A 13128-nucleotide genomic window follows, 5' to 3' on the forward strand; every position below is an offset into this window, starting at 1 on the left:
CACGAACTACAGGGTATCCACGTCCGCACTAACCACCCTGCTTTCAATAACAAGCCTTGTGATGCACTGAGGAGAACACGATGGACAAAGAATCAGCCGTTGATTCGTTGACCGATGTCATGGCCAAGTTCACGGCCTACATCGGCAAGCGCCTGCCGACCGATGTGAAGAAAAAGACCGCGCAACTGCGCGCCGCCGAGACCAACCCGCTGGCGATCGCCGTGTACGACTCCATGGCCGAGAACCAGGACTACGCCGACAAGCTGGACCGTCCCAGCTGCCAGGACACCGGGGTGATCCAGTACTTCATCAGCGCCGGCGCCCGCTTCCCGCTGCTGGGTGAGCTGGAAAACATCCTGGAAAACGCCACCAAGGAAGCGACCATCAAGGGCCCGCTGCGCCACAACGCGGTGGAAACCTTCATCGAGAAAAACACCGGCACCAACACCGGCTCGAAAATCCCGTGGCTGGACTGGGAGATCATCCCCGACGCCGATTACGCGCTGATCGACGTGTACATGGCCGGCGGCGGCTGTACCCTGCCAGGCTCTGCCAAGGTGCTGATGCCTGGCCAGGGTTATGAAGGCGTGACCGAGTTCGTCTTTGACGTGATCACCTCCCGCGGCGTCAACGCCTGCCCGCCGCTGCTGGTGGGCGTGGGCGTGTCGACGTCGGTGGAAACCGCGGCGCGTTTGTCCAAGCGCGCCATCCTGCGCCCGGTCGACTCCAGCCACCCCAACGCCAGCGCGGCGCTGATGGAACAACTGCTCGAAGAAGGCCTGAACGAAGTCGGCATCGGCCCGCAAGGCCTGACCGGCAACAGCAGCGTGATGGGCGTGAACATTGAGTCTTCGGCACGCCACCCCTCCACCATCGGCGTGGCCGTGTCCACCGGTTGCTGGGCACACCGGCGCGGCAAAATCCGCATCAACGCCGACCTGACCTACGACATCCTCTCCCACGAAGGAGTAGTACTGTGATCAAAGTCCTTAATACCCCTATCAAGGACGAGGACCTGGCCGACCTCAACGTCGGCGACGTGGTGTACCTGACCGGCCAGTTGGTGACCTGCCGCGACGTGGCCCACCGCCGCCTGATCGAGCTCAAGCGCGAACTGCCGGTGGACCTGCGCGGTGGCGCGATCTTCCATGCCGGCCCCATCGTGCGCAAGAAGGACGACGGCAGCTTCGAGATGGTTTCCATCGGCCCCACCACCAGCATGCGCATGGAAAAATTCGAGAAGCAGTTCATCGAAGAAACCGGCGTGAAGATGATCATTGGCAAGGGCGGCATGGGCCCGGAAACCACCGCCGGCTGCCTGGAGAACAAGGCGGTGCACGCGGTATTCCCCGGTGGCTGCGCGGTGCTGGCCGCCACCAAGGTGGAAGAGATTGAACGCGCCGAATGGCAAGACCTGGGCATGCCGGAAACCCTGTGGGTGAACCGTGTGCGCGAGTTCGGCCCGCTGATCATCTCGATCGATACCAAGGGCAACAACCTGTTCGAGCAGAACAAGGTGCGCTTCAACGATCGCAAAGGCGCGATCATCGAGAAGATCAACGCCCAGGTCCGGTTCATCAAATAAGGCGGTTCAGCCAATGATCCGTCGGGGCCGCCCTTGAGCGCCCCGCACCGACGCCCTGTCGGCGCCCACGCAGCGCCGACAGGGCAACGTCGCACCCTTTCCCCCACCGCTCCAGGTGTGTTCGCAGAGCCCCCTGCACTTCGCGGCCCCCTGCACTTCGCCCTGCCTGGACCGCCCCTTTCCCTTACCGACGCAGATACTCCTTATGCACAACGCCAGTCACCATGAACTGCGCAACGCCTTTCAGGCCTTGCTAGCCGGCCCTTTCTGTTACCACACCGCCTCGATCTTCGACCCGCTGTCCGCGCGCATGGCCGCCGACCTGGGGTTTGAAGTGGGGATCCTTGGCGGCTCGGTGGCCTCCCTGCAGGTGCTCGGCGCCCCGGACGTCGCCCTGATCACGTTGAGCGAGTTCGCCGAACAGGCCACCCGCATCGGCCGGGTGGCACGCCTGCCGCTGATTGTCGACGCCGACCACGGCTACGGCAACGCGCTGAACACCATGCGGACCGTGGCCGAGCTGGAACGCGCCGGCGTCGCCGCCCTGACCCTGGAAGATACTGTGCTGCCAGCCCAGTTCGGCTGCAAGGCCAGCGACCTGATCAGCCTGGCCGAAGGCGTAGGCAAACTGCGCGCCGCCCTGCGCGCGCGCCAGGACCCGGCCCTGGCGATCATCGCCCGCACCCACGCAGGCGTGCAGCCGCTGGCCGACGTCATCGACCGGGCGCGCGCCTATGAAGACGCCGGTGCCGACGCCATTTGCCTGGTGGGGGTGAAGGATGCGGAACACTTGCACGCCATCGCCGAAACCCTGTGCGTGCCGCTGATGCTGGTGGCCTACGGCAACCCGGCGCTGAGCGACGACCAACTGCTGGCGGAGTTGGGCGTGCGTATCGTGCTGGACGGCCATGCGCCGTATTTTGCGGCCATCAAGGCCACCTACGAACGCCTGCGCGAGCAGCGGGGGTTGAAGGTGCACGAGTATTACGATGCGACGGCGCTGGCTGCCCATTATGCGGGTGCCGAGACCTATGCGGCGTGGGCGCGGGATTATCTCAAGCAGGTGCTGTGACAACACCGATCCCGTAGCCGCTGCCGCCAGGCTGCGCTGGCCTGTGCGAACACTGAAGATCTCCAGTGAGGCATGGGGCCAGCGCAGCCTGGCGGCAGCGGCTACAGGTATTGCAGAGTGCGGGCGCGTTGTCAGCTTTCCCAGGGAATGTAAAAGGGCCGTCGCCTCAACCGCGCCTTGCGGCCTTGCCTTCAAGCACCTCATGCTCCGCCTGGGCCTCCACCGGCAGCGGCACCACTGGCGCCGTCACCTCCTCGCCTTCCAGCACCTTGTGCAACCGGGCGGTATCCAGCGCCCCTACCCACTTGGCAATCACCAGGGTACCGACGCCATTGCCGATGGTGTTGGTCAACGCCCTGGCGCCGGACATGAAACGGTCCACGCCCAACAACAGCACCATCCCGGACACCGGGATGGTGCCCAGTGACGCCAGGGTGGCCGCCAGGATAATGAACCCCGACCCGCTGACACCCGCCGAGCCCTTGGAGGTGAACATCAATACCCCCAGCACAATCAGCTGATCGGTCAGCGTCAGCGGCGTGTTGGTGGCCTGGGCAATGAAGATCGCGGCGATGGTGTAGTAGATGGCCTGGCCATCCGGGTTGAAGCTCAGCCCCGCCGGCACCATCATCCCCGCCACCGGCTTGGAACAGCCGGCGCGTTCCATTTTGGTGATCAATTGCGGCACCACCGATTCCGACGAACTGGTGCCCAGCACGGTCAGCAACTCATCCTTGAGGTAGCGCAGCAGTTTCCACAGGCTGAAGCCCGAATAGCGGCAGATGGGCCCCAGCACCAGGGCCACGAACAGGATGCACGTCAGGTACACGCAGCCCATCAGTTTGCCCAGCGAGAACATGCTGCCCAGGCCGTACTTGCCGACCGTGAAGGCCATGGCCCCGAAGGCGCCGATGGGCGCCAGGCGCATCACCATGTTGACGATGTTGAACATGCCGCGCATCAGGCTGTCCATCACGTCGATAAAGGGCTTGGCCCTCGGCCCGGCGTTGGCCAGGGCGATACCGAGCAAAATCGAGAACATCAGGATCTGCAGCACGTTGCCTTTGGCAAACGCGTCCACCACGGTGTCGGGGATGATCCCCAGCAGGAAGCCGGTGACCGAACTGTGGTGCCCAGCCGTGGTGTACAGGGCGATGCTGGAGGTATCCAGCGTCCTCGCATCGATGTTCATGCCCACGCCGGGCTTGAGCAGATTGACCACCACCAGCCCGATGGCCAGCGCCAGGGTGGACAGCACTTCGTAATAGATCAGCGCCCGGGCACCGACACGGCCCAGTTCCTTCATGTTTTCCATGCTGGCGATACCACTGACCACGGTCAGGAAGATAACCGGTGCCAACAGCATCTTGATCAGCTTGATGAAGCCATCGCCCAACGGCGCAAGTGCCTCGCCGGCTGCCGGCCAAACGGCGCCGACAGTGATGCCCAGTACAACGGCGAGCAGCACCTGTACATACAGTTTGCTTAATACACGTTTCATCTTGTTTCCTGATTTTTATAGTTGTCATGAGTGAGCACGGGGGTGTTCAACCACAGGCCGGGTGGAGTATATGTAGTGACTTGGAGTCGATGGTTAACCTGAAATACCGAGACAATTAACCTGGAGTCACGAATGAACAACGCCCAGGATTTGGGGTTTTTCCACCTGCTGGCCAAGCAGGGCAGCCTCGTCGCCACCGCCCGCGAGCTGGGCGTGACGCCGCCGGCGGTCAGCAAGCGCCTGGCGGCACTGGAGGCGCGCCTGGGCGTGCGCCTGGTCAATCGCACCACCCGCTCCATGAGCCTGACCACCGAGGGTGAGCTGTACTACGCCCATGTCGCGCGCATCCTCACCCAGATCGACGAAGTCGAGCAGTTGGTCAGCAGCAGCCGTGGCACGCCCAAGGGACTGCTGCGGGTCAATGCCTCCCTGGGGTTTGGCCGCCGCCATATCGGCCCGGCGCTGGCAGCGTTTTATGCGATGTACCCCGAGGTGGAAATCCAGCTGGAGATCAGCGACCACCCACTGGACCTGACCACCCACGGCTTTGACCTGGGCATCCGTTTCGGCACCTTGCCGGACGCCGCGCTGCATGCCCGCAAGATCGCCTCCAACCGCCGGCTGCTGTGCGCCTCGCCGCTGTACCTGGAGAAGCACGGCGTGCCACAAAGCCTCAGTGACCTGCAGAATCACAACTGCATTTTCATTCGCCAGAACGAATCGCCCTATGGCGTGTGGACCTTCAGCAACGGCTCGCGCACCGAGAACATCAAGGTGCACGGCGCGCTGGGCTGCAACGATGGTGAGGTGGCCCTGAACTGGGCGTTGGAGGGGTATGGCCTGCTGCTGCGCGCCGAGTGGGACATCGCCAAATACGTGCGCAGCGGGCGCCTGCGGCTGGTGCTGGAAGACCACACCCCGACCCGCGCGGACGTGTACGCGGTGTACCCGCAGCAGCTGCACCTGTCGGCGCGGGTGCGCAGCCTGATCGATTTTTTGATCGAGCGTTTCCGGCACATCGACAACATCGCCGACCGCGACAGTTCTACATAGCCCGTAGCCGCTGCCGCCCGGCTGCGCTGGCCAGTGTTGACCCTGAAGATCCACAGTGGGACACAGGGCCAGCGCCGCCTGGCGGCAGCGGCTACAGGTCAGCTGCGGCTGGCAGCCTCGGTCTGCGGCGGCAAGGCAAACCCGGCAGGCTTGGCCGCCACGGTTTCCTCAACCGCCTCATCCTTGCCCTCCAGCGCCCGGTTGAGCTTGACCATGTCCAGCGCCCCCACCCACTTGGCAATTGCCAGGGTACCGACGCCATTGCCGATGGTATTGGTAATGGCGCGCGCCTCGGACATGAAGCGGTCCACGCCCAACAGCAAGACCATCCCCGACACCGGGATCTTGCCCAGCGACGCCAGGGTCGCCGCCAGGATGATGAACCCCGAGCCGCTGACACCCGCCGAGCCCTTGGAGGTGAACATCAACACCGCCAGCACGATCAACTGATCGGTCAGGGTCAACGGCGTGTTGGTGGCCTGGGCGATGAAGATGGCGGCGATGGTGTAGTAGATCGCCTGGCCGTCCGGGTTGAAGCTCAACCCGGCGGGAATCATCATGCCGGCCACCGGCTTTGAGCACCCTGCCCGTTCCATCTTGGTGATCATCTGCGGCAGCACCGATTCGGACGAGCTGGTGCCCAGCACGGTGAACAGCTCTTCCTTGATGAAGCGCAAAAACTTCCACAGGCTGAAGCCGCTGTAGCGGCAGATCGGCCCCAGGATGAAGATCACGAACACCACGCAGGTCAGATACACGCAGGCCATCAACTTGCCCAGCGAGAACATCGAGCCAAAGCCGTACTTGCCGATGGTGAAGGCAATGGCCCCGAACGCACCGATGGGCGCCAGGCGCATCACCATGTTGACGATGTTGAACATGCCCTTCATCAGGCTGTCGATCACGTCAATGAAGATCCTGGCCCGCGGCCCGGCGTTGGCCAGCGCCACGCCCAGCAGGATGGAGAACAGCAGAATCTGCAGCACGTTGCCCTGGGCGAACGCCCCGACGATGGTGTCGGGAATGATGCTGAGGATGAAGTCCATGAACGAGTTGTGCGGCGCCTGGGTGGTGTAGGTGGCGATGCTGGAGGTGTCCAGCGCCTTGGCGTCGATGTTCATGCCGGCGCCGGGCTTGAACACATCCACCACGATCAGGCCGATGGCCAGGGCCAAGGTGGACACCACTTCGAAGTACAGCAAGGCGCGCACACCGACGCGGCCCAGTTCCTTCATGTTTTCCATGCGGGCGATGCCGCTGACCACCGTGAGGAAGATCACCGGTGCCAACAGCATCTTGATCAGTTTGATGAAGCCGTCACCGATTGGCTTGAGCGCGGTGCCGGTATCCGGGAACAGCACGCCGACGATGGCGCCCAGTACCACGGCGATGAGCACTTGTACGTAGAGTTTGCCGAGTATGCGTTTCATGACAGGCCCTGATTGTTATTGTTGTCAGGTGCGCCATGGCGTGCAGCCGCGAGCGACTGCCGCCACAGCGTGGGTAGGCGTGTGGCGGATCAGCGCTTGATCAGCTCGATGACGGCATCGGTCACTTGCCGCGTGGTCGCGGTGCCGCCCAGGTCCGGGGTGTGCACGCCCGCCTCGGTCACCGCCTCGATGGCCGACATCAGCTGCCGCGCGGCGGCCGGCTCGCCCAGGTGCTCAAGCATCATCGCCGCGGTCCAGAACGTGGCGATGGGGTTGGCCACGCCCTTGCCGGTGATATCGAAGGCCGAACCGTGGATAGGCTCGAACATGGACGGGAAGCGCTTGCCGGGGTTGAGGTTGGCCGTGGGCGCAATGCCCAGGCTGCCGGACAGCGCCGCCGCCAGGTCCGAAAGGATGTCGGCGTGTAGGTTGGTGGCCACGATCACGTCCAGGGTCGATGGCTTGAGCACCATGCGCGTGGTGACGGCATCCACCAGTTCCTTGTCGACCTTGACGTCGGGGAAATCCTTGGCGACTTCGTAGAAAATCTCGTCCCACAGCACCATGCCGTGGCGCTGAGCATTGGACTTGGTCACCAGGGTCAGGTGCTTGCGTGGCCGGGTGCGCGCCAGCTCGAAGGCAAAGCGGTGGATACGCTCGACGCCGGTGCGGGTGAACACCGACACTTCGGTAGCTACCTCTTCGGGGAGGCCACGGTGCACGCGGCCGCCGTTGCCCGAATACTCGCCTTCGGAGTTCTCGCGGATCACCACCCAGTCGATCTCGTGGCCGTTGTGCAGCGGACTCTTCACCCCCGGCAGCACGCGCGCCGGGCGCACGTTGGCGTACTGGTCGAAGCCTTGACAGATGGGCAGGCGCAGGCCCCACAGCGACACGTGATCGGGCACATTGAGCGCACCCACGGCGCCGAAGAAGATCGAATCGAAGGTTTTCAGTTCTTCCAGGCCGCCTTCGGGGATGTAGTGGCCGTGCTTGAGGAAGTTGTCGGAATTCCAGTCAAACTGCTTGAAGTTCAGGGCGAAGGTGCCGGCGCGCTGGGCCAGGGCCTTGAGCACCTCGATACCGGCATCGATCACTTCCACGCCGATACCGTCGCCTGGCACGGCAGCAATGTTGTAAGTCTTCATGGTCAACTCCACTCAATTGTTGTTGTGTGGAGCGACTATAGGGATTGCGCAAGGCCGCAGGGTTAACTCAGATTTACTACATTCTTAATTCTAATTCATGAATCGCCATGGGATTCCCGCCTGATTTCAGCAACTAGCCCACTCCTGTGGGACCGGGCGCCAGCTCGGGAAGCGGGCGAAGCGGATGGGCGGACGAGCCCCTTTCCGAGCTTCGCCTGGTCCTACAGAACGTGCACTTGTAGCAGCAAAGATTGTCTCGATGCAGGCGACGCGGTCTGGCTCCAATCCCGTCCGCTCTGGGTTCTGGGAGGGCACTAATGAAATTGAGTAACGTGAAGCCCCAGCGCTGTCACCTAACGTTATCGGAAAAGCAGTGCGACTTAGCCACGACCTAGTCACCTGTCATTTCTTACAGTTGATCTTTTAAATCAGCCCATCAAAACTGGCACAGCCAGCAATGGTGACATCTGCAGCCAGCCAACTGCTTGGTTGCTTTTTTGCTTCGATCGCCTGGAACTTTCACCTACGGAGTTAGACCATGAAAAGTGAAAATAGATATTCACTCAATGAACAACCGACAGAAACCTTCGACACCGAAACCATCCGCCAACTTCCCGCAAACTCCCCCGCCTACTTCTCGCTATTCTGGGCGCTGCCCTCAGGCTCGGTGGCCATCGAGGATTTCGGCGAGACTTACACCCCGGCGGTTTCTGGCAAGGCCATGTCCGTCGGGCACAACTCAGCCGTAAGTCTCATTTTGGATGACCAATCGCACTTCAGACCCCAGCGGGCTTTCGCCTTGCCAGGCACCGTGGGCACCTATGCTTTTTTATCGCCGTCGGGGGTGGTTGAAGAGGAAGCTTCGTTTGACGGTGGCACGCTGGGAACCATTATCAATGTCGATATTCCCGTATGGTTCAACCCCAAAGTGCTGCGCTGGCAGGTTGAGGCGAATGGTGCAGTACTCCTAGACAACGTAGGGATTTCTCCGAACCCTGACCAGCCACCGACGGAAACCTTTGAGAGCGAAATACCGCGTGAACTTCCGTCCTATTCTCCCGCCATTTTCTCTCACTTTTGGCTCCTCCCTATCGGGTCTGCCGCCATTGAGGATTTTGGCGAGCGCTATTCCCCCCTGATATCCGGGAAAGCCATTGTCATCAGAAACAACGCTTCGGCCACTTTCACTTGGAATGACGAGGTTACCGGTGGCCAACCGAGTGCTTATGCGCTACCCGGCACCCGTGGAACCTTCGCTTGCTTGAACAGGTCCGGCGACGTTGTATACGAGACACCTTATGACGGCGGTCTTGAGGGGGTACGAATTGATATCGAGTACCCTGTAAACATTGAGGTCAAGGCATTACGGTTCACAGTGGATGGTGCAGGGTCGGTGCTACTGGACAATGTCGTCACGTATTTGGGAAAAAATGCACCAATATAGTCGAAGCAAAATAGTTACAACAGGGTGTTCCCACCACTGCTATTCCAGTGGTGGGCACCCATCACTAAGGTAGATTGCGCGTCTACGTGCAAGTAGAACGCAGTGGTTTTCCTCATAAAATTTCACTATGGACAACGTGAAGTGAAGATCGCCCCCTCCCACACAGCCACTGTCGGAGTTTAAATTTTAGGCATTCAACGCAGGCAGATGAACTTACACTGACGTTTTTATACAAACGGGAAAATTGGCAGCCACTGTCTTGAAACCGCATCCCCGCAGCTGCCGAAGCGGACGTCACAGACAGCGCGCAGGGTCAGCACATGCGCGGGGTCCGTGACGCGACCTGGCGGCCGCTGCTACACCTCCGACCGGCGTTTGTACTGGCGGTACACCGGCTTCCAGAACTGCGCCTCGATGGCCGCATTCAAATCGTCATCACCCTGCGGCACTGCCACCCCATCGGCCTGCGCTGCCTTGGCCACGGCGAAGGCGATGCGTTTGCTGACCGTCTGCACCTCACGCAGCGCCGGCAGCATCTGCCCCTCCCGCGCGCAATCGGCCAATGCGTGGGCCGAAGCCATCAGCATGCCGTCGGTAATGCGCGTGGCCTGGCTGACAATGGCGCCCAAGCCCACGCCCGGGAAGATGTAGGAGTTGTTGCACTGGGCAATGGGGAACACCTTGCCCAACACTTCAACCGGCAAGAATGGGCTGCCGGTGGCCACCAGCGCCTGCCCGTCGGTCCATTGCAGGATGTCCTTGGGGTGCGCCTCGATCTGCGAGGTGGGGTTGGACAGCGGCATCACGATCGGCTGAGGGCAGCCCTGGTGCAGGGTCTCGATGATCTGCTGGGTAAACAGCCCGGCCTTGCCGGACACGCCAATCAGCACGGTGGGCCGCGCATTGCTGACCACCTCCTGCAGCGACGGCCAGTCACCGTCGTACTGCCAGCCCGTCAGGCTGTCACTGGGATGGGCCAGGCGCGCCTGGAAATCGTACAGGCCGGTCTGGCGATCGGTGAGCAGCCCCTTGCTGTTGATCAGGAACACCTGGCGCCGCGCCTGGGCCTCGCTCACGCCTTCCAGCTGCATGGCGGCAATGATCTGCTCGGCGATACCGCAACCGGCTGAGCCTGCACCCACGAACGCCACCACCTGGTCTGCCAGACGCTGGCCCTTGACCTTGCACGCAGCCAATAAGGTGCCCACGGTAACCGCCGCAGTGCCCTGAATATCGTCATTGAAACAGCACAGCTGATCGCGGAACCGGTCCAGCAGTGGCATGGCCTGGGCCAGCGCGAAGTCTTCGAACTGCACGATCGCCTTGGGCCAGCGCCGTTTCACGCCGTCGATGAACGCCTGGACGAAATCGTCATAGGCTTGCCCACGCACACGCTCATGCCGCAGGCCGAAATACAGCGGGTCGGCCACACGCTCAGGGTTGTTGGTGCCCACGTCCAGCACCACTGGCAGCGTGTGCGCCGGGCTAATGCCGCCGCAGGCGGTGTACAGCGACAGCTTGCCGATGGGGATGCCCATGCCGCCCACGCCCTGGTCGCCCAGGCCAAGGATGCGCTCGCAGTCGCTGACCACGATCACCTTGACGTTGTCCTTGGTGACGTTGTTGAGGATTTCATCGATGCGCTGGCCGTCGTCGATGCTGATAAACAGGCCGCGGTGGCTGCGGTAGATGCGCGAAAATTCCTGGCACGCCTTGCCCACTGTGGGGGTGTAGATAATCGGCAGCATGCGGTCCAGGTGGTCATCCACCAGCTTGTAGAACAGGGTTTCGTTGAAGTCCTGGATGGAGCGCAGCAGCACGTGTTTCTCAAGGTCTGTGGAGCAGGCTTCGAACTGGGCGAAGGCGCGCCGGGCCTGCTCGTCGATGGTCTCGACCTGGGCGGGCAACAGGCCTTTGAGGCCCAGTTCGGCACGCTCCTGCTCGCTGAAGGCGGTGCCTTTATTGAGCAGCGGCGTGCCCAACAAGGTAGGGCCGGCAAAAGGCACCAGCAACGGACGTCTGGCTTGATCGGTCATGGTGTGCACTCCTTCTTGTGGTCGGATTATTGCGTTGCAGCACCATAAGGTAGTCGATCTGGCGCGGGTTGCCTTATGCCCCGACGGCAGCCGACCACTGACGGATCTGCGCCAGCGTCGCCGTGGCACCGCCGCACACCACCATCAGCACCTTGCCGTAACCGGACAGGGCCGCGGGCTGACTGGCCAGGGCCAGGGCCGCGCCACAGGCGGGCTCCACCAGCACGCGATGGTCCTCCAAAAAGCGCTCGCAGGCCTGCAACGCCTGCTGGTCGGACACCAGTACGCTGTGGATCGGGTGCGCCGCCAGTTCCTTCACCGCTTGGTCGCACACCCGCTTTGCGCCCAGGGACGTGGCGATCGACTCGATACGGTCGATGGCCACGCCATGCCCGGCCTGCACCGCCGCATGCAAGGACGCAGCGCCATGGGTCTCGACGGCAATCACCGGCACATCGTGCCAACCGTTGCGCCGCAATCCTTCGATCACCCCGCACAACAGTCCGCCGCCACCTACCGACAGCACCACCGCATCGGGTTTCTCGCCGGCCTGGGCCACTTCGTCGATCAGGCTGGCGTGACCGGCCCACAACAGCGGGTCATCGAAGGGGTGGATGAAGGCGTCGCCAGGGCCCATCAGGCTCTGCGCCAGCTCGTTGGCCTCCTGCCAACTGGCGCCGTGGACGATCACCTTGGCGCCCTCCAGTGCCAGCAACTCCTTGGCCCGTGCGGTGGTGGTTTCCGGCACCACCACGGTAACCGCAACGCCCAGACGGCGCCCGGCGTAGGCCACCGCCAGGCCGGCGTTGCCGCCCGAGGACGAGACAAAATGCCGGGCGCCGCGGCCATGGTGCACTTCGCACGCATGGCCCACGCCGCGCAGCTTGAACGAGCCGCACGGTTGCAGGGCGTCGAGTTTTAGCCACACCTGGCAGCCGGCGCTGGCACTCATGGGGCGGGATTCGTACAGCGGGGTCTGGATATGCAGGGTCATGAAGGTTTACCGGGCAGCATCAATGGGGGTGCGCAATTGCTCAAGGTAGTTGTAAACGGTGAAGCGGCTGACCCCCAGGGCGGCAGCGGCTTTTTCCACCCCGCCCTTGACGATGAACAGCCCGCGCTCCTGCATCACCCGCACGGCCTCGACCTTGGCCTGCTTGGTCATCTTGCCCAGGCCATGGCGCGCCAGTGAGTCCTGGATGATCTGGCCCATCAGCACCGCCATGTCCGCAGGCTCAGCCGTCGCCGGGGCGGCGGGCTGCAGCATGGGCTGCAACTGGTCCAGGAGGGCCTGGGCGGCACTGAGGCCGGTGATGTCGGCGTTCACGCACAGGCTGGCGAACGGCGTGCCATCGGCATCGCGAAACACCGCCGTGGCGCTGCGCAGGGTTCGGCCGTTGAGGTGCGTGGGGTAATCGGGGATCACCACCGGCTCGCCACCGCCCTGCCCGGCCGACGCCTGCATCACTGCGGCAAAGCCACGGTCCTGCTGGGGGCCGCCCAGCACCGGGCTGCCCACCACGCGGCCCGAGACCTGGCCGTTGACGATGGCCAGCACCGAGTGTTCGGGGTTCTCGAGGTCGTGGAGGACGATTTCGGTGTTGCGGCCGATGACGCTGCCCAGGGTGGTGAGGGTGGCTTTGAGTACTTGCAGCACCAGGTGGCGGTGCGAGAGGACGGCGGGTGATGGCATGGGCAGACGCCTTGTAAATTCAACATATCATTCAATATTAAACAATTTGTTTAACTTATCAACCACCCCGTAGCCGCTGCCGCCAGGCTGCGCTGGCACTGTGCCTCGCTGGAGATGTTAAGCGTACTCAAGGGCCAGCGCAGCCTGGCGGCAGCGGCTACAAGGG

General features: G+C 62.6%; 11 protein-coding genes. 5 read left to right on the forward strand and 6 right to left on the reverse strand.

The genetic code is table 11. The annotated features are described in order from the left end of the window. Positions 1-80 precede the first annotated feature (80 nt). The 3 genes from ttdA to ACZ9GA_RS14885 all read left to right on the forward strand — a co-directional run bounded on the left by ttdA (position 81) and on the right by ACZ9GA_RS14885 (position 2657). Complete coding sequence (gene ttdA, locus ACZ9GA_RS14875) at positions 81-980, forward strand: L(+)-tartrate dehydratase subunit alpha (RefSeq protein ID WP_027977699.1); 900 nt, start codon at positions 81-83, stop codon at positions 978-980. After that, entirely contained in the window at positions 977-1585 is a 609-nt protein-coding gene (gene ttdB, locus ACZ9GA_RS14880) for a L(+)-tartrate dehydratase subunit beta (RefSeq protein WP_177019232.1), read from the forward strand. The genes ttdA and ttdB overlap by 4 nt, the downstream gene beginning before the upstream one ends. Before the next feature lie 205 nt (positions 1586-1790). After that, positions 1791-2657, forward strand: coding sequence for an isocitrate lyase/PEP mutase family protein (locus ACZ9GA_RS14885; protein WP_457361952.1), 867 nt, complete (start codon positions 1791-1793; stop codon positions 2655-2657). Positions 2658-2823: 166 nt separating this feature from the next. Here the strand turns inward: ACZ9GA_RS14885 and ACZ9GA_RS14890 are convergent, their stop codons facing one another. Further along, positions 2824-4158, reverse strand: a complete 1335-nt coding sequence (locus tag ACZ9GA_RS14890) for a dicarboxylate/amino acid:cation symporter (RefSeq protein WP_457361951.1) — start codon at positions 4156-4158, stop codon at positions 2824-2826. A 132-nt stretch (positions 4159-4290) separates the two neighbouring features. Here ACZ9GA_RS14890 and ACZ9GA_RS14895 point away from each other — a divergent pair, with 132 nt between their 5' ends. Next, complete coding sequence (locus ACZ9GA_RS14895) at positions 4291-5211, forward strand: LysR family transcriptional regulator (RefSeq protein ID WP_457361950.1); 921 nt, start codon at positions 4291-4293, stop codon at positions 5209-5211. A 98-nt stretch (positions 5212-5309) separates the two neighbouring features. Here the strand turns inward: ACZ9GA_RS14895 and ACZ9GA_RS14900 are convergent, their stop codons facing one another. Both ACZ9GA_RS14900 and ACZ9GA_RS14905 read right to left on the reverse strand, forming a co-directional pair. After that, positions 5310-6641, reverse strand: a complete 1332-nt coding sequence (locus ACZ9GA_RS14900; protein ID WP_457361949.1) for a dicarboxylate/amino acid:cation symporter — start codon at positions 6639-6641, stop codon at positions 5310-5312. Positions 6642-6730: 89 nt separating this feature from the next. Next, the gene (locus tag ACZ9GA_RS14905) at positions 6731-7789 is read right to left on the reverse strand and encodes a tartrate dehydrogenase (RefSeq protein ID WP_457361948.1); all 1059 of its coding nucleotides are present in this window, start codon (positions 7787-7789) and stop codon (positions 6731-6733) included. Between the two features lie 538 nt (positions 7790-8327). Here ACZ9GA_RS14905 and ACZ9GA_RS14910 point away from each other — a divergent pair. Next, positions 8328-9233, forward strand: coding sequence for a hypothetical protein (locus ACZ9GA_RS14910; protein ID WP_457361947.1), 906 nt, complete (start codon positions 8328-8330; stop codon positions 9231-9233). Between the two features lie 356 nt (positions 9234-9589). On the opposite strand, the gene ACZ9GA_RS14915 is transcribed toward ACZ9GA_RS14910, so the two are convergent. From ACZ9GA_RS14915 to ACZ9GA_RS14925, 3 genes are all read right to left on the reverse strand, one after another. Beyond that, positions 9590-11269 (reverse strand): NAD-dependent malic enzyme, encoded by a 1680-nt coding sequence (locus tag ACZ9GA_RS14915; RefSeq protein WP_457361946.1) that lies wholly within the window; start codon positions 11267-11269, stop codon positions 9590-9592. A gap of 73 nt (positions 11270-11342) precedes the next feature. After that, complete coding sequence (locus ACZ9GA_RS14920) at positions 11343-12263, reverse strand: pyridoxal-phosphate dependent enzyme (RefSeq protein WP_457361945.1); 921 nt, start codon at positions 12261-12263, stop codon at positions 11343-11345. Between the two features lie 6 nt (positions 12264-12269). Then, positions 12270-12962, reverse strand: coding sequence for a helix-turn-helix transcriptional regulator (locus ACZ9GA_RS14925; protein ID WP_457361944.1), 693 nt, complete (start codon positions 12960-12962; stop codon positions 12270-12272). Between the last annotated feature and the right edge of the window lie 166 nt (positions 12963-13128).

Source organism: Pseudomonas sp. TE3644 (assembly GCF_056278815.1).